The following is a 20,756-nucleotide window of genomic DNA, read 5'->3' on the forward strand; positions in this document are numbered from 1 at the left end:
ATGAATATTTTAGTAACAGGTGGTGCTGGTTATATTGGGAGTCATACTGTACGTGCTTTACAACAAGCAGGATATACACCAATTATTGTAGATAATTTATCTCGTGGGCATGTAGAATCCATTCCTGAGGGGGTAAAGTTCTACAATATGGATATTGCTGATCCTAAACTAGTAGGTATTATGAAAGAACATAACATCCTAGGTGTAATGCATTTTGCTGCTCACTCACAAGTTGGTGAATCCATGCAAAATCCAGCTATTTATTATGAAAATAATGTAGTTGGTTCTTATCACCTTATTGAGTCTGCTCGTACCGCAGGTATAAAGCATTTTGTATTTTCTAGTACGGCTGCTGTGTATGGTGAGCCTAAGGTAGTTCCTATTTGTGAGGATGCTCAGCTACAACCAACAAATGTATATGGTCGCACTAAATTGATGATAGAAAAAATGTTATCTGATTATAGTTCTATTTATGGTTCTACATATGTTGCGTTGCGTTATTTCAATGCGGCCGGTGCGGATCCGTCTGGTATGATTGGAGAAGACCATCATCCTGAAACTCATTTGATTCCACTTGTGTTAGATGCGGCTCGCGGTAAAAGAGAGCATATAACTGTATTTGGGACTGATTATGATACAGCTGATGGCACATGTGTACGCGACTATATTCATGTCAATGATTTAGCAGCTGCTCACGTATTGGCTATGGACTACTTGCGTAAAGGCGGAGAATCTCAAGTATTTAATCTTGGTAGTGGTAATGGATTCTCTGTAAAGGAAATCATCGAGACTGCAAAAGAGGTTACGGGTATCGATATTCCTGTTCAATATGGTGATCGCCGTGCTGGTGATCCAGGAACATTAATTGCTTCCTCTGAAAAAATCAAAAATTTACTTGGTTGGGATCCTAAATTTAGTAATGTTGCTGATGTTATCAAAGATGCATGGCATTGGCATACATCTCATCCAGATGGATTTAATAGTAAATAAAGAACAAATTGTTTTGATTTGTCAATATAATGAATGACTCTATTAGTCACCTTGGTGACTGGTAGAGTCATTTTTTTGTAGGATTTTAAAAGAGCCTCCTAGAATATGTCAGCAGGAGGTGGATTATGAACTTACAAGACTATATAGAACGTATGAAAATGTGGATTGATAAGCAGCATTTTATTATGCGCCACTATAAGTTTGCACTTGGTATTTTTTTTATTATTACGGTTGCCCTTTTAGGCATTGGTATTTTTTATCCACATGAGGAGGAAAATGTTCATATTAGTTTAGATCAATCTAATGGTAGAGATGCTAATCAAATTGAACGAGGCTCAGAAAAAATATCAAAAGAAACAACACATGATAATAGAAATGGGAAAGGAAAGAACTATTTTAAAGATGAAAGTGATATAAAAAATGTAAAGGATAGAGAGGTAAAAAGCGATGTTCATGGACGATTATTGTATGATATTACCGGTGTTGAGCGAGCAAATCCTTGGCGAGAGGTTTTTAAAGATATTCCTATAGATGAATTACTTGGTCAGAATAAGATAACTAAAGATAGTAATGGCAATTTCGTTGATATAAATAATGATTTACATGAGTCAGATGATTCAATGAACACTTTTGAGAAAAAGGTAGATGAAAGTCGTAGAAATGAAAAATATCAACAAATAAGAAATAATAAAAAGCATAGTGGTAATTATATTGAATTAAAAGATAAAGATATTAGTGCTAGACGAGTTGAATCCAGTATACAACCTTCTATAAGTAATTCTACCAAACAACATCCCATAGAGCTTATAGGTATTATTGAGGGACAGCAGAATATTGCTATTTTACGAAAAGGTACAGAGGAACAAATGGTTAGTATAGGAAGTGTGTGGAAAGAAATATCAGTATCTAAGATAACTGCAAGTGGTGTAGAAATTATTGAAGGAGGTTCATCACGGTGGCTAAGAATCGAGTAAGCTTTATAGGTCTAAAATGTATAGATAAGATTATAGTGACAGTTATATTGCAAATAGGCTTATGGATGGTCATAATGCTTGTAACTCCCTTCATGGTATTTGCTAATGGTACTGATAGGATAACTACTAGTAGTTCTGAAAATATCGTAAATAGTGGTGAAGTAGCTAAAAATGAAAAAAATATTGAGAACAAACTCATAACGATTTCTGTACGCAATGCATCCTTAAAGGAAACCGTTTTAGGAATTTGTCGTAGTTACGGTATATCCGTAATTGGTGTAGAATCGTTAAAAGGGACTGTTACGGCCACTGTAACGGGAGAATCCCCAGAAGCGATTATTAATGAACTAGGTAAGTTATATCATTTCTCCGTATTGAAGGAGCATAACACACTTCTTATTGATTCTGATGATGAAACACTTGAAAAAAGAGAACTATATGTTATATCATCTGAACATTTACCGGCTGAGTCTTTGAAAAATGTGGTAGGCACAGTGGTAAAAAACGATAAAATGGCAGTGCTTTCAGAACAAAATGAAGTAATTATGCATTTGACGAGCGGAGAAAAGCGACGTGTAGAAACCTTAGTACGTGCTATCGACAAGGAACCAAAACAAGTGCAATTGGAAGCTACCATCATTGCTATGGAACAATCTTATGCTAAGGAACAAGGTTTTAGATGGTCTTGGCTTAGCTTGACCGGTCATGGAGAAGATAAAACACATTCCTATGGTGCCGTTACCTTTGGCAAAACATCGACTGGAGAGGCCTATAAGTTTTTTGTAAAACCAGAGCTAAGTCTTATGGAAAGCTCAGGTAAAGCCGTTCTAATTGCAAAGCCATCTATTATGGCTCTTAATGGAGAGACTGCACATATCTTGATAGGTGAAAGAATACCAGTTATAGAAGAATCGGAAGTGAATGGAGAACGAAAACGTTCTACTCGTTATGAAGAGGTGGGTATTAAGTTGAACTACACTCCTATCATTACCGCTGATGGTGGTGTAGATGCAAAAATATATGCAGAAGTGAGTACACCTATTATGGTATCTGAAATGAAAGCCTACAAAATAAGCACACGTCAAGCACATACAAGAGTACGATTACAACCAGGAGAAGTGCTTGTTATTGGTGGACTCATGGACAATCGAGATCAACATCAAATACAAAAAATACCTATTTTGGGAGATATCCCTTTGTTAGGAAAATTATTCCGTCATAGTCGAAAAACAAAAGATTCTATAGAAATGCTAATGTTAGTGAGGGCAACTGTGGTATAATGAAGAGTAAATGATTAGGAGGTTGTGAATGGAACGCATTCGAATGATAGGCCTTGGAAAATCGTTTGGAGTGCGCCAAGTATTTTCCAATGTGTCTTTTGAGATAAAAGAAGGGGATCGACTCGCCTTGGTAGGTCCCAATGGGGCTGGGAAATCTACCTTGTTAAAGTGCATATTAGGGTATGAAGAACTCGATGAAGGCAATGTAGTTAAGTCGCCTGTTGCTAGTATTGGCTATTTACAACAAGATGTAAATCTTGGAGATGATAGCCTTGCTACGGAAATAGAAAAGGCTTGGGCTGATGTTCATACATTGGAGAAACAATTAAAAGAGCTCACTAGTCGCTTGGAAACTGAAGAGGCTAGCGAATCGGATTTACAACGCTTAGATTATTTACAGAATCGTCTAGAATGGCTAGGTGGTTATGACTACGAGCAAAAGACAAAGCGCATAGTCTATGGTCTTGGTTTTACTGATGATGACTTAGATAAGCCGGCTAATGCTTTTTCAGGTGGTCAAAAAACGCGTATCAATTTAGCTAAAGCGTTAGTACGTAGTCCTGATTTTTTATTCTTAGACGAACCGACTAACCATTTAGATATGGATATGCTGGAGTGGTTAGAGGGGTACTTATCTGCCTATCAAGGTGGTATTCTCATTGTCAGCCATGATAGATATTTTCTAGATCGTATCGTCACAGGTGTTGTGGAGTTAGATAATCACAAGGCTACAACCTATCGTGGTAACTATAGTCGTTATATTCAACAACGTGATGAACGTTTAAAGGCTGATATGGTGGCCTATGAAAAGCAGCAGGAGTATATTAAGAAAACAGAGGCTTATATAGATAAATACCGTGCTGGTATCAAGTCTAAAATGGCTCGTGGTCGTCAGTCTCAACTAAATCGATTAGAGCGGCTAGAGGCACCTGTTACTTCACATCATTTACAATTTTCTTTTCCTCCTGCTGCGATGAGTGCTGATAAAGTTTTAGTCTTAGATCACTTATCTGCCGGATATGGTGAAAGTCGCATTATTGATGATATCTCTCTCGTTGTTCGACGAGGTGAATCAGTAGCACTTATTGGACCTAATGGTGCGGGTAAGTCTACACTGGTGAAAACCATCGTAGGAGAACTATTCCCTGAAGTTGGTCATGTGGATATTGGCAATCGCGTACAAGTGGGTTACTTCTCACAAGAGCACGAAGAACTGCATGATTCTTGGCAGGTAGTGGAAGAGATCATTAATCACTTTAATTACAGCGAGGATAAGGCTCGTAATGTGCTTGGGGCTTTCCTGTTTAAAGGGGACAATGTATTTAAGCTAGTAGGTGAATTATCTGGTGGTGAGCGCGCTCGTTTAGCTTTGCTTAAATTATTTCTTCAAGGAGATAATTTCCTAATTTTAGACGAACCGACAAACCATTTAGATATTCCTACGCGAGAAATTGTAGAGGAAGCATTACAACAATTTGAAGGGACTTGCTTTATTATTTCTCATGATAGATATTTCTTGGATCAAGTTTCTACGAAAACAGTAGTTCTTGATGAAGGTAAAATTACGGAGTATCTCGGTAATTACTCATACTACAAGGAAAAGTTGAAAGAGCAAGAAGCTTTATTAGCATTAGCTAATGAGCAAAACTCTGAGAGCGGTAAAGTTGATAGCAAAGCTGTTTCCACTAATGAGCTACTGCTTTCAGCATCAGAATCTACGGAGGAAAATCAGAAGAAGCCGAATGCTTATATGGTTGAAAAACAATTGGCTGAGGTAGAATCTGAAATTGCTCGCCTTGAGGCGACGATGAAGATGTATGAAGTGCAATTAGCGAATCCTGTAGTTCAGCAAGATTTAGATGAAATGTCTAAAATTTCCACACAAATTGAAGAGACTCAAACTGAGTTGAATTTATTGTATGAGAAGTGGGAACGGCTATGTGAATAGCTTTTTAATTTATATATTATTAAGGAATTAAAATCATTTTCTTTTAATTGACAAAAGATTGAAATTTCTCATAATATAGGTATAGAATCAAAGTTTTATGTTTTAAAGGAAGGGTGTAATATGAATAAATCCATGTTAAAAAAAGCAGCCATTTTTGGCCTTGCCGGTGTAATGGCAGTTGCTGCTGGCTGTGGTGGAAATAAAGATGCAGGTAGTGCGAATAGTAATGAAGCTAAAATTGCATTGTTAACAACAACAACTGGTGGGGCAGCAGCATATGGTGAATCTATTAAAGCTGGTGCAGAATTGGCTGTAAGCGAAATTAATGCTGATGCAAACTCTGTAAAAATTAACTTGTTAGTAGAAGATACTAAAGGTGATAAAAACGAAGCTATCAATGCGATGAACAAAGTAATTGCAAAAGATAAAGTTGTAGCAGTAATCGGTCCTATGTTATCTGGTGAAATGATGGCAGCTGGTCCTGTAGCAAACAAAAGCAAAGTAGTTGCTCTTGGTACATCTACAACTGCTGAAGGGATTACAGATATTGGGGATTACATCTTCCGTAACGCAGTACCTGAATCCTTGGCAGTCGATACAGCTATTAAAGAAGCACATAAAATTTTGGGCTTTAAAACAGCAGCTATTATGTATTCTAACAACAATGACCAAATGGTATCTGTAAACAATACAGCTCGTAAAGCATTGGAATCTGTAGGTGTACAAATTGTTGATACTGAAACATTTGCAGATAAAGATACTGACTTCTCTGCACAATTGACTAAGATTCAACAAGCTAAACCAGATGTAATTATCGTTGCATCCCTTTACCAAGAAGGTGCCCTTATCATGAAAAAAATGCGTGAAATGGGTATGAATCAACCTGTAGTTGGATCGAACGGCTTCAACAGTCCACAATTCATTAAAATTGCTGGTGATGCGGCTAACGGTGTTATCGTTGGTACACCTTGGTTCCCTAATAAAGAAGACCAAAAGGTTAAAGACTTCCGTAAAGCTTATGTAGCTAAATATGGTAAAGAACCTGACCAATTCGCAGCACAAGCATACGATGCAGTATATCTTTATGAAGCAGCTTTGAAAAAAGCAGGTTCTACAACTGATCGCGAAAAATTCCGGGAAGCATTGAAAAACATTGCTGACTTCGTCGGTGTAACTGGTCAATTCAAGTTCAACGAAAAACGCGATCCTTCCATGGAAGTTCAAGTATTACAAATTAAAAACGGTCAATTTGACGCATTAACAAAATAAGTTGAGGTAGTATAGTGTTTTTACAACAATTAGTTAACGGGCTAACCCTCGGTAGCTTATATGCTGTACTCGCTATTGGCTTAACACTTGTGTTCGGTGTTTTGAATATTATCAACATGGCTCACGGAGGCATCTTTATGATAGGTGCCTTCGTTGGTCTTTTTATGGTAACAATTTTTAACGTTAACATTTTTGTAGCCCTTATCGTAGCTATGGCTGTAGGTGCTATCCTCGGTTATCTTTTAGAATTTGTGGCGCTTCGTCCACTACGCAAGAAAAAGGTGTCTCACTTGGCACCACTTATTAGTACCATTGGTGTTTCTATTTTCCTTGAAAGTTTGGCATTATTGCTTTGGGGCCCTCAAACTAGATCATTCCCACCAGACTATATTGGTGGCCTAATCGACTTTGGAGCTTTCAAAATTTCTATGGTACAAATTATTGGTTTAGGCGTTTCTGTTGTGCTAATGCTGATTTTAAATATAGTTATTAAGAAAACTAAGATTGGTAAGGCTATTCGCGCTGTATCCATGAGTACGGAAACAGCAGCTCTCTTAGGTATCAATCCAACAATGATTATATCTATTACTGTTATGATTGCATCTGCTTTAGGTGCAGCGGCAGGTGTATTGGTAGGGTTGTCCTTTAATGCTATTGAGCCTACTATGGGTGTTATTATAGGCTTTAAAGGTCTGGCAGTACTTATCTTAGGTGGTCTTGGTAATATTACAGGCGCCATGGTTGGCGGCTTTATTTTAGGTGTAGCAGAAATCTTCTCTGTTGCTTATGGTGCATCTACATTCCGTGATGCTGTGGCCTTTGGTCTCATCATCCTATTATTATTCTGGCGCCCACAAGGCTTGTTTGGATCTAAAGATAAAGGGGGTAGACCGTAATGGAATTATTAAACCCGTATTATCTACAGATCGTGATGTTTTTCATCATTAATGCCATCATGGGTATTTCAATTTATTTCACACTGGCAAGTGGACAGCTTTCTTTAGGGGCTGCTGGCTTTATGAGTGTTGGTGCATACGTAGGCGCTATTCTTTCTTTGAAAGCTGATTTGCCTATCGTTGTAGGCATTATTATTGGTGGCTTAGTTGCTAGTCTTGTGGCTGTTATTATCGGTTTGCCAACAACACGTCTTAAAGGTTTGTATCTTGCCATTGCTACACTTGGATTTGGCGAAGTTGTGCGTGTTATTTTCTTGAATTTGGATATTACAAATGGTGCATTAGGCCTTTCTGGTATTCCATCCATTCCTCAAGAATTGACAAATTATGCCTATGAATTTGATCTCGATGGTTTAATGGGCATTGATGCTGTTGCATGGGGCAATCTAATGGCTATCATTATTTTGTTAGCTATTTTAGTATTGATTATCGCCTTTTGTGTACGGATTAATAATAGCCGTGTGGGTCGTGCCTTTGCAGCGATTAAGGCTGATGATCATGCAGCAGAATTGATGGGTATTAACGTTGTATACTACAAGATGATGGCCTTTATCATTGGTGCTTTCATCGCTGGTATTGGCGGTGGTTTGTATGCGCATATTACAAACTTTATTAATCCTACAGATTTCAGCTACCATAAAGTAGTACAAATTTTGTTATTCCCTGTATTTGGTGGTTCCAATGTAGTATGGGGCTCCGTATTAGGTTCCTTTATTCTTACATTATTACCAGAAGTATTGCGTTTCTTATCCGACTATCGGGACATCATCTATGGTGCATTACTAGTCATTTTAATGGCCGTTCGTCCAGATGGTATTTTAACAGAATCCATGGTGGATAAAATTAGCCGTAAATTAGGCTTTAAGAAAGCTCCATATATTCCAGAATCACAAGTATTAACAGAACGCTTTGAAGCATATAAGCGTAAACAACAAGAAAAACAAGGATAGGAGGGAACTGAATGCTATTAGAATTAAATGAAGTAAGTAAAAGCTTTGGTGGCGTTGCAGCTCTCACAGGTGTATCCTTTGGTGTTAAACAAGGTGAAGTATTTGGTGTTATCGGTCCAAATGGTGCTGGTAAGACCACACTTTTCAACTTGATTACTGGTGTATTCCCTGCAAGTTCTGGTGAAATTGTATTTGATGGTATGTCTGTTGTAGGCATTAAGCCTCATAGAACTGTTGAAATGGGGATTGCTCGTACATTCCAAAATATTCGTCTCTTTGGCAATATGACAGCTCTTGAAACTGTTTTAACCGGTATGCATTGTCGTACTGGCTCTGGCTTCTTATCTAGTTTTTTGAAAACAAAACGTCAACGCATTGAAGAAGAGCGTTGTCGTGGTATTGCTTATGAGTTCTTAAAGCTTGTAGGTCTTGAAGCAGATGCAGAAGAGGTTGCAACATCATTACCGTATGGTAAGCAACGTCGTCTTGAAATCGCTCGTGCCTTAGCGACACACCCTCAGTTAATCTTGCTTGATGAACCGGCAGCAGGTATGAATGATAGTGAAACTGAAGTTCTGCGTCAATTGATTGGCAAGATTCGTGACCTAGGTATTACCGTTGTGGTTATCGAACATGCCATGGAATTGATGATGAATATCTGTGATCGTTTGGTAGTACTTAACTTTGGCAAGAAAATTGCTGAAGGTACACCTCAAGAAATTCAAAATAATGAAGCTGTAATTGAAGCATACTTAGGTAAAGAGGAGGTGTAATATGTTAAAACTAGAAAATATTGTGGCTGGTTATGGACATATTACAGCCTTAAAAGATATAAGTTTAGAAGTTCCACAAGGTTCGATTGTATCTCTTATTGGTGCTAATGGTGCTGGTAAGACTACGACGATGAAGACTATTATGGGACTTGTAAAACCCACATCTGGTCGAGTGATTTTTGAAGGTCAAGATATTACAGGTCGCCAAACCCATCAAGTTGTACAAAGTGGTATCTCCTTAGTTCCTGAAGGACGTCAAATTCTACAAGATATGAGTGTTTATGAGAACCTTGAAATGGGTGCTTATACACGTAAAGATAAAGAAATCGAAGCAGATATCAAAAAGGTATTTAAACGATTCCCTATTCTTGATGAACGAAGCTATCAATTAGGAGGTACTTTATCAGGTGGTCAACAGCAAATGCTAGCTATTGGTCGTGCACTTATGGCTCGTCCAAAGTTGTTATTACTAGACGAACCATCTATGGGCCTTGCACCTTTAGTAGTAAATGAGATCTTTGAAACCATTAAGGAAATCAGCGCCGATGGAACAACCGTTCTTTTAGTAGAACAAAATGTACGTCAAGCATTGAAGATTGCTGATTATGCGTATGTTTTGGAGACTGGTAAAATGGTATTATCTGGCTCTGCTGATGAAGTTCGCCATAATCCTCGCGTTATGGAAGCTTATTTAGGCGGTCGTGTTGAATAATTAATTATATAGAGCGATCATTAGTGTCAAAAACTTTGAATAAGGTGTATATACTAGATTTCTAGTATATACACCTTATTTTTTTATCACTAATTCTGATATAAATAGAAAAACTATGTGAGCTAATAATGAAGTGAGTTTATATATTTTTTATTATTTTTAAGAAGTTCAATGATAAAACTAGTGAATTAGGAATGAAAAAAGCAAATAATAATTAATGAGCATATATTGAAAATACTGTATTTTTAAGGGGATATTGTTGAAGGTTTTATGAAGTTCGCTTGGAACATAATAGATTTGTAGAAGAATATTTAAAAAAATGATAAAATAGCATGACTGATTTTTTAGATATAAGATACATCAATAATTAAGTGATGAATTAAATAAGTTGAATAAAAAAGAGGTAAGTATGAAGAAGAAACAGTATATGATGATGGCTGCATTCTTATGTACTACAACAATGGCTATGGCTGCACCAGTTAGTATTAATACTAATCAGCCTTATAATGCTAAGAATGTACAAATGGACGGTCATGCACCATTGGAAACTAGCGCATCTGTAATTAGCTCTGATAAAGAATATCGTCTGCGCCAAGGAGATGAACTAAATATTCAAGTGGTTCAGCAGGCAGAGCTTGGTACGCGTAATGGTAACGACATTGTGTATACCGTCAGACCAGATGGATATGTATCGTTCCCTATGGTTGGTGCCGTAAAAGCAGATGGCTTAACTATAGATGAATTTACAGCTGAGTTACAGCAAGGTTTGTCTCGTTATATCATTAATCCTGATATCACAGTAAATGTATCGAAATTGGGCGGCGTTCGCGTATATGTATTTGGTGAAATCAATAAGCCTGGCGCCTATACATTGACTAAATCTAGTACAGTTATTGATGCTATTGGGGCTGCAGGTAGTTTTAACTGGGATACAGCAAAGAAGAAAATTTACTTGATGCATCAAGACAATCCAGAGAAACCGATTCCTATCAATTTGAATCGTATTTTACAAACTGGAGATATGTCTGAAAACTACATCATGCGTGAAGGTGATATTCTTTACTTAACTAAGAATAGTCGTATCAACTTTGCTCGTGATATTGCTCCAATCTTAACAGGGGCTTACATGGTATCACGAATAGGTAAGGATTAAAGATAAGGCGATATCTATCATATAAGGGGGCGTTTTTTTGCGTTCATATTTATTACCATCCATATTGTTTATTACAGATATTGTGACGATTGTAATCGTTGCTTTTATCAGTCTTTTTATTCGATTTGATGGACATATAGAACCTCAATATATTAGTCAAATGGTGGATGCACTTCCGTTATTACTTATTTCGTATATGTTGATGTTCTTGATAATGCATTTATATACACGTATTTGGCGTTATGCAGGGATGCGAGAGGTATTAGCAGTATTTGTAGCTACTACAATTGGTACGGCTTTATTCTATTCCTCTATGTTTGTATTTGGTAAGTCATTACCACGCTCCATCTATTTTATTACATGGTTCCTCATTACAGGTATTGTTGGTATGGGACGAATGTTGCTTCATTATGTGGCACTTCACTATAGCCGTGGGGACGATGGTGAAAGTGGACAAGTAAATACATTGATCATAGGAGCCGGTGATGCAGGTGCAACTATAGCTCGTGAAATTGAACGATATCATAAGCGTTCTCGTCGAGTGATTGGTTTTGTTGATGATGATATGTTTAAACATAATCGTCTTATGAATGGTTTTAGAATTCTTGGGAGCCGTGAAGATATTCCTGCATTAGTTGCTAAGTATAAGGTAGAAGAAATCATTATTGCTATGCCTTCCGTGAAGCGAGATATTATTCAGGAAATCATGAAAATTTGTGCTCCTTTAAAGTGTAAAATCAATATTTTACCGGGGATGTACCAATTACTTGATGATGAAGTTCTTGTATCTCATTTACATCCTGTTTCAATCGAAGACTTATTGGAGCGCGATGAGATTCAGCTCGATACGTCCAAGGTTGAAACATATCTTAAGGATAAAGTGGTTTTAGTTACTGGTGCGGGGGGCTCTATTGGTTCTGAAATTTGTCGTCAAGTTTTACGTGTAAAACCTAAGAAGCTATTGCTCCTTGGTCATGGTGAAAATAGTATTTATCTTATTCATCAAGAATTACGTAGTATTGCGCCTGAAGGTACCTTGGTTCCAATCATTGCAGATATTCGTGATAAGAATCAACTAGAGCAAATTTTTAAAAACTATAATCCTGATGTAGTATTTCATGCGGCAGCTCATAAACATGTGCCGCTTATGGAAATCCAGCCAATTGCTGCGGTATTAAATAATATTTATGGTACTCGTAATGTTGCGGATGTAGCTGGAGCTCATGGAGTAGATCGATTTGTTATGATTTCCACGGATAAAGCGGTGAATCCAACCAGCGTTATGGGCGCTACAAAACGGGTTGCTGAAAAAGTTGTGCTTGGTATGAATCACACATATGATACTAAGTTTATAACAGTTCGTTTTGGTAATGTACTTGGTAGCCGTGGTTCGGTTATTCCTTTATTTCGTAAACAAATTGAAGCAGGTGGCCCTGTAACCGTTACAGATCCAGAAATGACACGTTATTTCATGACTATTCCTGAAGCCAGTCAATTAGTACTTCAAGCTGGTGCCATGGGGAATGGAGGCGAAGTGTTTCTTTTAGACATGGGTGAACCGGTTAAAATTGTCGATTTGGCTAAGAATATGATTCGCCTTTCTGGCTTTGAGCCTAATAAGGATATTCGTATTGAATTTACTGGATTACGTCCAGGTGAAAAGTTATACGAAGAATTATTGACTGCCGAAGAAGGTACGAATACTACTACGCATAAGAAAATTTTTGAAGCAGCTCTAGAAGATGTTAATCAAGAATGGCTAAGTCGTGAAATAGAGCGTTTTGATACATGTAAAGCTGATATAGATGTAATTAATGTGTTGCAGGATATCATTCCTACATACGACCCAAATCATAATGTATAAGTCGTGGACGATACATTTATTACCCGATATATGTATAAGACCATTTTAATTTTGATACATTGTGCCTTTATCGAGAGGGTTAGGTACAGTTAATATTCTGAGTGGGAGAGACCCTGTTGTTTGTATACTTTTACAGAAAGGGGTATATGGGTGGAACAAATTATTGATTTAAAAGAGGTGGGCAGAGTCCTCATTAAAAAGCGCCGTAAAATTATTAATATTACGGTAGCATGTATGGTTTTAGGTAGTGCGTATGCCTTTCTTGCACCATCTACATATCAATCTACATCGATGTTGCGTATTAAACAAGCTCAAGGTTTGAGCAATTCTGTATTATCTAGTGCTAATGGCTATTCTGATTCTATGTCTCGTCAATTGATGAACACAGATGCAGAAATTTTAAAAAGTCGTAATGTAGTAGAGCCAGTAATTAATGCTATAGAAGATCCTGAAGGTACTGGTAATGCGCCAACATATGAAGATTTTGTTAAAACTCGCATTGAAACTAAACCTTATAAAGAAACCGAGTTATTGCAAGTAAGTGTAACAGGTAAGTCTCCTGAGCAAGCACAAGAAGCTAATCAATTACTTATTGATACTTTTTTGAAACGCCTTGCTGAAATCTCTCATGTTGAACAACGAACTACTCGTGAATTCTTACAGAAACGCGTTGTTACTGCAAAAACTGAATTAGAGCAAGCAGAAAAGAAATTACAACAATTTCAAATAGATAATAAGGTGTACTCCACAGCAGATCAAATGAAAGGCTTAACCGATAAGATTACTCTTATCGATCGTGAGAAAGCTCAAAATCAACTTGATTTAGAAACGGCACAAGCTGCACTTGGTAGTATCAATGAGCAATTAGGTTCTGCTGGTAAAAGCATCGCCGATAGTGCTACGGTTCAAGCTTATAAAGGGCAGTTAGCAGATCTAGAATCTCGTAAAGCTTCTTACGTTGGTAAATATACTGATGAACATCCAGCGATGAAAGAGATTAACCAACAAATTGAAGAGGCTAAAAGCGGTTTAAATGCTGAAATTAATGCCATTGCATCTCAACAAGCACCATCCAGCAATTCTGCACAACAAGGCTTGTTAGCGGATAAATTTAAAAATGAAGCTGCTCTAGCAGTAGCTCAAGGTAAACAATCTACATTAGCTGAGTTAGATAAAGTAAACGAAGAAGCTATGAAGGGGTTACCTGAAAAAGAACGCGGTTATATCCAAGCAAAACGTGATGTAGATGTGGCACAAGATATCTATCAAATGTTATCCACTCGCTTAGAAGAAGCGAAGGTTGCAGAGGTTATGGTACCGAATGAAGTTCAAATCGTTGATCCTCCTACATTGCCAGAAAAGGCGATTGCTCCTCGTAAGGTTCTTATTCTATTAGGCTCTGCCATTTTAGGACTCATCTTTGGTTGCCTCTATACATTGGGCCAATTCTTTGGTAATCGCAAAGTTCAATCTGTACAAGAGATTAATGATATTCTTGGCATTCAAAATTTGGGCGTGATTCCAAATCATAAAGAAAAAGAATATGAAGAGCCTAGTAGTCGTATCGTAGCATTGTTGCGCAAAGTGAGAGGTTAATATGATTAGACTAATTTCTAATGAACGTGGTGATACACCACTTGTGGAAGCATATCGTACATTGCGTAGCAATCTTCAATATGTATGTAACCAACATAAATGTAAACTTATTTGCATTACTGCAGCTACTAGTGGTGAAGGAACTTCTGAAGTGGCAGCTAATACAGCATTAGCTTTATCTAAAAATAATAATAAAATTCTTCTGTTAGATGGTAATCTACGCAATCCAGTACAACATATAGCCTTTAATCTACAAAATAAAGGTCTTACCAATGCGGTGATGATGGATGAAGATTTGACGATTCATCGTAATGTAGTGCCTCATTTGGATGTGCTTACGGCTGGTGAAGTTGTTGAATATCCATCTGATATTGTAGATTCTAGCAAATTACCTACGATTTTTGAGTATGTACGTGATGAATATGATGTGGTTATCATCGATACACCACCCGTATTGTCTGTTACAGATGCCGTTGTATTGGCCGAAAAATCAGATGGTGTAATACTAGTTGTTAAAAATGAAGTAGCTAGTCCAAAAGATTTGATTGAAGCTAAGAAACGCCTTTCACAAGTAGGCATTCCTCTTTTAGGGTCTATCGCGATTGACGCGTAATATAACTGTTTTGATTAACATTCTATGTGATAAATCAAGCGTATCAATATGGTACAGAAAGTATTGAGGTGATTTATATGAGAATTAATTTTTCTCCTCCAGATATTACAGAGTTAGAAATCAATGAAGTCGTTGAAGCCTTAAAAAGTGGGTGGATTACGACAGGTCCTCGTACTAAAGAGCTAGAGAAAAAGATTGCTGAACAGTTGGGCACACCTAAATCTGTTTGCTTAAATTCTGCTACTGCAGCGCTTGAAATGTCCCTTCGCGTATTGGGAATTGGACCTGGAGACGAAGTAATAACTAGTGCTTATTCCTATACAGCTAGTGCGAGTCCTGTAGTTCATGTAGGTGCTACTTTAGTGCTTGTTGATACACAAAAAGACTCCTATGAAATGGATTACGATGCAGTTGCCCGAGCTATCACACCAAAAACAAAGGCTATCATCCCTGTAGATATTGCGGGTGTGCCTTGTAATTATGAACGTTTGCGATCTATTGTGGAGGAAAAGAAATCTCTCTTTACACCATCTAATGATATTCAATCAGCATTAGGTCATATTCCTATCGTAGCGGACTGTGCGCATTCTTTTGGTGCTTCTTATAAAGGGGTGCCAACAGGTAATGTAGCCGATTTTAGCAGCTTTTCCTTTCATGCAGTAAAAAACTTTACTACTGCTGAAGGGGGTTGTGCTTCATGGCGCCACATAGATGGTTATGACGATGAAGCTATCTACAAGCAATTCCAATTGTTATCCTTACATGGTCAGGATAAAGATGCGCTTGCTAAAACAAAAGCTGGTGCATGGGAATATGATATCAAGGGCACATATTACAAATGTAATATGACGGATATTATGGCGGCTATCGGTTTGGCTCAATTAGAACGATATCCAAAACTTTTAGCTCGTCGTAAGGAGATTATTGAAGCTTACGATACAGGTTTGAAAGATTTACCTGTTACATTGTTGAGCCATTATACAGTTGAGCATGAAAGTAGTGGTCACTTGTATTTAGTCCGTTTAGATGGCCGTGATGCGCAATACCGCAATAAGGTTATTGAAGCTATGGCTGAGGCTGGCATTGCGACGAATGTCCATTATAAGCCAATTCCAATGCATACTGCTTATAAAAACTTAGGCTTTACAATCGATGACTATCCAAATGCTTATGACCAGTTTAAGAATGAAATTACATTGCCACTTCATACGCTTCTTACAGACGATGAGGTGCAATATATCATTGAACAGTTTAAAAGGATTATTACCGAATGTTAGTAAAAAACTTTCATGATCTACCACAAGAGCTACAGTGTGAAGCGGTTCGTCCCTATTTTGAAATATTAAATCAAAGACGTACAAGCCTTCTTTGTAAAAGCATTTTTGACCGCGTAATGGCAGCGGGAATGCTTATTACATTAAGCCCTATATTCTTGATACTAGCCATCATGATTAAACGAGATAGTGAGGGAGAGGTTTTTTTTCGTCAAATTCGAGTGACACAGTACGGTCGTACCTTTGGCATCTATAAATTCCGTACTATGGTAAAAAATGCGGAATCCCTTGGTGCTCAAGTAACATCACAAAATGATATGCGCGTTACGAAGGTAGGCAATATGCTTCGCAGCTGTCGTCTCGATGAACTGCCTCAGCTCATCAACATTCTCTTAGGAGATATGAGCTTTGTGGGCACAAGACCGGAGGTACCACGATATGTAGAAGCCTATACGGATGAGATGAAAGCTACGTTGTTATTACCAGCTGGTGTAACGAGTGTAGCCAGCATTGCCTACAAAGATGAAGATCAGCTTTTACAAAATGCTCAGAATGTTGATGAAGTCTATATAAATGAGGTTTTACCGAGCAAGATGGCTTGGAATTTAAAGAGTATTAAGGAATTTTCCTTTTTACAAGATATAAAAACGATGATTGATACAGTTTTAGCTGTATTACGTTGAAAGAGGTCCCTATGAGTACATCTATGACAAAGGAAATACAAGAAAAAGAGCTGAATATGTTACTGTACTTTAAAGAGTTCTGTGATAAACATAATTTGCGCTTTTATCTTTGCGGCGGTGGTCTCATTGGGGCTATACGTCATAACGGCTTTATCCCTTGGGATGATGACTTAGATCTTTTCATGCCTCGTCCAGATTATGAAAGGTTAGCTGAATTATGGCCAAAATATGCTGATACTAAACGATTTACGTATTGTCGTACCGATCGAAATCACATCTATCATGATGCAGGAGCATCTATTAGAGATAATCATACAACCTTTATCAATTGTCATAGTATGTATGAAGATGTTTGTCATGGTTTGGCACTTGAAATTATGCCTATCGATGGCTGTGCACCAGGCAAAATTAATCGTGTATTGCAGTTGATGTGGGCCATGACGTTTGCACTTTTTAATGCACAGCGTTTACCAGATAACAAAGGACCTACATACCGCGCTTTAGCTGGCTATATTTATAAAATCTTTTCCAGTCAGTCTATACGCTATCATATTTGGCGATTTGCAGAAAAGAGAATGACTCAATACGACTTTGATACGAGTGATGAGTGTACGGAGTTAATCGGTAGCTTAAAAGGTATGAAGCTACGTCATCCTAGAGAGGACTTTGCTTCTGTTGTATATAAAGACTTTGAAGGTCATCAAATACCTGTTATGAAAGGGTATGAGAGATATTTGCGTCTCATTTGGGGCGACTATATGCAATTACCACCTGTAGAGCAACGTGTAGCAAAACATGATGCAGTATTTGCTGATTTACACACACCTTACAAGGAGTATAAAGGCATACATTATGCTAAGAAAGAAGCTCAACCATAAGGAGGGCCTATGAAACGAATAGCAGTAATCTTTGCGGGTGGCGTAGGTGCTCGTATGAAAAACAGTAAGACGCCAAAACAATTTTTAGAATGGAACGGTAGACCGATTTTGATTCAAACCTTAGATGTATTTGAACAAACGGAGACTATTGATGGGATTGTTCTTGCCTGTAAAGCAGAATGGATTGATCATACAAAGCAACTCATAGAAAAGGCGGGGCTACAAAAGGTATTATCCATTGTGCCTGGTGGTGAAAGTGCTTTGGAATCCCAATATAATGGGCTAGTAGAGACTAAGCGTTTATTTCCTGATGACGCGGTGACTGTATTGATTCATGATGGGGTTCGTCCACTTGTAGATAATTCTACTATAGAGAGAAACATTGAATCTGTAGAATCAAAGGGGTCTGCCATTACTGTTACTCCAGCTATCGAAACGGTTATGGTTACCCAAAATGGTTCTATTAAGCACATTTTAAATCGCAATGAATGTCTTATGGCTAAAGCTCCACAGAGCTTTAGATTAGATGATATTATATCAGTTCATAATCGTGCAAAAGATGAGGGTATTCATGACTTTATTGATTCCGCATCGATGATGATGCACTATGGTTATACTTTATATCCTGTGTTAGGGGAACCTGAAAATATAAAAATTACAACACCGTCTGATTATTATATGTTTACGGGTATTATTAAAAACCGTGAACTAGGAGGATTAGAAGATGAGTAATTCCGTTATTCAACGTGAGTTAACGGCTTTAGTACATGAAAAAAAATACTTTCATTTCCTCCGTCATCAACGCATTCTTATAACAGGTGCAACGGGGCTTATTGGATCGATGTTTATAAAATTACTTATACTTGCTAATGAGACTCATGACCTGGATTTAAGCGTGATTGGTCATGTGCGAAGCCATGAAAAGGCAAAAAACATTTTTGGTGAGTATTTAGATAATAAATCGTTAGCTCTAGTGGATGGTTCATTAGAATCTATTGATGTGCCATGTGATTATATTTTGCATGGAGCTGCACCAACACAGTCCAAGTTTTTTGTAGAACATCCTGTAGAAACTATCCGTACCTCTATTTATGGTACGGAGGCCATGCTTGAGTTAGGTCGCCGTCAAAAGGTAAAGAAACTAGTTTACTTATCCAGTATGGAGCAATATGGGGTACCCTATGAGTCTGGCCAAGTTATGACAGAGGAAAGAATAGGCTATTTGGATCATCTAAACGTTCGTAGCTCCTACTCCGAAAGCAAAAGACTTTGTGAATGTTATTGCAAGTCCTATACTGTGGAGTATGGCGTTCCTGTTGTAATAGCTAGACTAGCTCAAACTTTTGGGCCAGGTGTTCCAGTAGCTGATAATCGCGTTTTTATGCAGTTCACTAAGAGTGCTATTAAAAGAGAAGCCATTATACTTCATACAAAGGGCGATTCTATGTCGAATTATTGCTATATTACTGATGCCTTAACTGGGCTTTTAACTCTTTTAAAATCAGGGGTACCTGGTGAAGCATATAATGTTTGTCATGATGAGGAGACGCGTTCTATTGCAAGCATTGCTCATTTAGTCGCAACTCATGTTAGCAATGATAAGAGTGAAGTTATCTTTGATATTCCAAACGATGTGCAAGGGCTTGGCTATGCGCCGACAGTGCATATGTTTTTAAGTTCTAAGAAGTTAAAATCCCTCGGTTGGCAACCTAAGGTATCAATGGCACAAGCTTATATAAGACTAGCTGAATATATCCAAGAGGAAGGCTTATGAAAAAGGAAATAATAATTGTCACCATCTCCCTTGGTAATGATGGGGCTGAACGAATATTAACAGAGTTGGCTCGTCAGTGGGTACATGATGGTCATCATATTACGGTTATCCAAACAAGCCCTAATCGATATGGTAATGAATATGTGTTAGAGGAAAGTATTGAACAAATTGAAATCCATACTACAAGCTCTAATAAAGTCATTCGTTTTATGCAAGAAATAAAAGAACTAATCAAAATATTAAAGACTAGACCAAATGCGACATGCTTATCTTTCTTGTCTGCATCTAGTTTTATCTTAGCGATTAGCTCTTGGTTTATAAAAAATCGCATTGTGTTTTCTGAGCGCAATAATCCACGTAAAGTTCCCATTGGTTGGCATCAACAAGCATTGCGCAACTTTGCCTTTAGATTTGCAGATGCACTAGTATTTCAGACGGAAGATGCTCGTTCTTATTTTCCAAAATCTGTGCAAAATCGTGGTGTTATCATACCAAATCCTATTAATGGTAAATTGCCACCACCCATAGAAGGGGAACGAGAGAAGACAATCGTTACAGCTTGTCGTTTGCATCCACAAAAGAATTTGCCTATGATGATCAATGCCTTTAGTATGTTGGCAGATGAGTTTCCAGAATATAAACTCGTTATTTATGGTCAAGGTGTATTAGAGGATGAACTACGAGCTCAAATTAAATCTCTTAATTTAGAAGATCGCGTTTTATTGCCTGGCTTTGCTAGCAATATTTTAGAAAAGGTAGCTCCTTGTTCCATGTTTGTATCATCTTCTGATTTTGAAGGCATTTCAAATTCTATGTTGGAAGCATTGGGCATGGGGCTGCCGGCAGTAGTTACAGACTGTCCTGTAGGCGGTGCTCGCATGGTAATTAAAAGTGGAGAGAATGGTATCCTAGTGCCTGTAGGTGATACGCAGGCTATGTATGAAGCTATGCGCAGTATATTAAAAGATCCTGCACTAGCAGATAAGCTCTCACAGGAAGCCATCAAAGTACGCGATGAATTTCCACTATGGAAAATCGCTAAACGTTGGTTAGAAGTTTTATGAGTTGT

The 20,756-nt window shown here is 37.7% G+C and carries 19 protein-coding genes; all 19 read left to right on the forward strand.

Annotated features, from left to right (window positions below; all coding sequences use genetic code 11):
• A complete protein-coding gene (gene galE, locus RYO55_RS01630) occupies positions 1-990 on the forward strand; it encodes a UDP-glucose 4-epimerase GalE (RefSeq protein WP_156697459.1) in 990 nt (329 codons plus the stop codon).
• Between the two features lie 125 nt (positions 991-1,115).
• Positions 1,116-1,964, forward strand: a complete 849-nt coding sequence (locus tag RYO55_RS01635; protein ID WP_314983887.1) for a hypothetical protein — start codon at positions 1,116-1,118, stop codon at positions 1,962-1,964.
• Positions 1,946-3,244, forward strand: coding sequence for a secretion protein (locus RYO55_RS01640; RefSeq protein ID WP_314983888.1), 1,299 nt, complete (start codon positions 1,946-1,948; stop codon positions 3,242-3,244). Before RYO55_RS01635 ends, RYO55_RS01640 begins: the two co-directional genes overlap by 19 nt.
• A gap of 28 nt (positions 3,245-3,272) precedes the next feature.
• Entirely contained in the window at positions 3,273-5,192 is a 1,920-nt protein-coding gene (locus tag RYO55_RS01645; RefSeq protein ID WP_314983889.1) for an ABC-F family ATP-binding cassette domain-containing protein, read from the forward strand.
• Between the two features lie 120 nt (positions 5,193-5,312).
• The gene (locus RYO55_RS01650) at positions 5,313-6,461 is read left to right on the forward strand and encodes an ABC transporter substrate-binding protein (protein ID WP_308521320.1); all 1,149 of its coding nucleotides are present in this window, start codon (positions 5,313-5,315) and stop codon (positions 6,459-6,461) included.
• Positions 6,462-6,475: 14 nt separating this feature from the next.
• Positions 6,476-7,357, forward strand: a complete 882-nt coding sequence (locus RYO55_RS01655; RefSeq protein ID WP_278472400.1) for a branched-chain amino acid ABC transporter permease — start codon at positions 6,476-6,478, stop codon at positions 7,355-7,357.
• A complete protein-coding gene (locus RYO55_RS01660; protein ID WP_008713655.1) occupies positions 7,357-8,367 on the forward strand; it encodes a branched-chain amino acid ABC transporter permease in 1,011 nt (336 codons plus the stop codon). Before RYO55_RS01655 ends, RYO55_RS01660 begins: the two co-directional genes overlap by 1 nt.
• A gap of 11 nt (positions 8,368-8,378) precedes the next feature.
• On the forward strand, positions 8,379-9,140 hold the full coding sequence (locus RYO55_RS01665; protein ID WP_008713656.1) for an ABC transporter ATP-binding protein: 762 nt from the start codon (positions 8,379-8,381) through the stop codon (positions 9,138-9,140).
• A 1-nt stretch (position 9,141) separates the two neighbouring features.
• On the forward strand, positions 9,142-9,852 hold the full coding sequence (locus tag RYO55_RS01670) for an ABC transporter ATP-binding protein (protein WP_302498393.1): 711 nt from the start codon (positions 9,142-9,144) through the stop codon (positions 9,850-9,852).
• Between the two features lie 409 nt (positions 9,853-10,261).
• Entirely contained in the window at positions 10,262-11,005 is a 744-nt protein-coding gene (locus RYO55_RS01675; protein ID WP_314983892.1) for a polysaccharide biosynthesis/export family protein, read from the forward strand.
• A gap of 37 nt (positions 11,006-11,042) precedes the next feature.
• Positions 11,043-12,869 (forward strand): nucleoside-diphosphate sugar epimerase/dehydratase, encoded by a 1,827-nt coding sequence (locus RYO55_RS01680; protein ID WP_314983894.1) that lies wholly within the window; start codon positions 11,043-11,045, stop codon positions 12,867-12,869.
• Positions 12,870-13,019: 150 nt separating this feature from the next.
• On the forward strand, positions 13,020-14,465 hold the full coding sequence (locus tag RYO55_RS01685) for a GumC family protein (RefSeq protein ID WP_314983895.1): 1,446 nt from the start codon (positions 13,020-13,022) through the stop codon (positions 14,463-14,465).
• Position 14,466: 1 nt separating this feature from the next.
• Positions 14,467-15,078, forward strand: a complete 612-nt coding sequence (locus RYO55_RS01690; RefSeq protein ID WP_314983897.1) for a CpsD/CapB family tyrosine-protein kinase — start codon at positions 14,467-14,469, stop codon at positions 15,076-15,078.
• A 77-nt stretch (positions 15,079-15,155) separates the two neighbouring features.
• Positions 15,156-16,355: a DegT/DnrJ/EryC1/StrS family aminotransferase gene (locus RYO55_RS01695; RefSeq protein WP_314983899.1), complete on the forward strand. Its 1,200-nt coding sequence runs from the start codon at positions 15,156-15,158 to the stop codon at positions 16,353-16,355.
• The gene (locus RYO55_RS01700) at positions 16,349-17,035 is read left to right on the forward strand and encodes a sugar transferase (RefSeq protein WP_314983900.1); all 687 of its coding nucleotides are present in this window, start codon (positions 16,349-16,351) and stop codon (positions 17,033-17,035) included. The genes RYO55_RS01695 and RYO55_RS01700 overlap by 7 nt, the downstream gene beginning before the upstream one ends.
• A gap of 11 nt (positions 17,036-17,046) precedes the next feature.
• Entirely contained in the window at positions 17,047-17,913 is an 867-nt protein-coding gene (locus RYO55_RS01705; protein ID WP_314983902.1) for a LicD family protein, read from the forward strand.
• A 9-nt stretch (positions 17,914-17,922) separates the two neighbouring features.
• Positions 17,923-18,645 (forward strand): IspD/TarI family cytidylyltransferase, encoded by a 723-nt coding sequence (locus tag RYO55_RS01710; RefSeq protein WP_314983904.1) that lies wholly within the window; start codon positions 17,923-17,925, stop codon positions 18,643-18,645.
• Entirely contained in the window at positions 18,638-19,687 is a 1,050-nt protein-coding gene (locus tag RYO55_RS01715) for an NAD-dependent epimerase/dehydratase family protein (protein WP_314983905.1), read from the forward strand. The genes RYO55_RS01710 and RYO55_RS01715 overlap by 8 nt, the downstream gene beginning before the upstream one ends.
• Complete coding sequence (locus RYO55_RS01720; protein ID WP_314983906.1) at positions 19,684-20,751, forward strand: glycosyltransferase; 1,068 nt, start codon at positions 19,684-19,686, stop codon at positions 20,749-20,751. Before RYO55_RS01715 ends, RYO55_RS01720 begins: the two co-directional genes overlap by 4 nt.
• The last annotated feature ends 5 nt before the right edge of the window (positions 20,752-20,756 follow it).

It is taken from the genome of uncultured Veillonella sp. (genome assembly GCF_963551295.1).
Classification (GTDB): domain Bacteria; phylum Bacillota; class Negativicutes; order Veillonellales; family Veillonellaceae; genus Veillonella.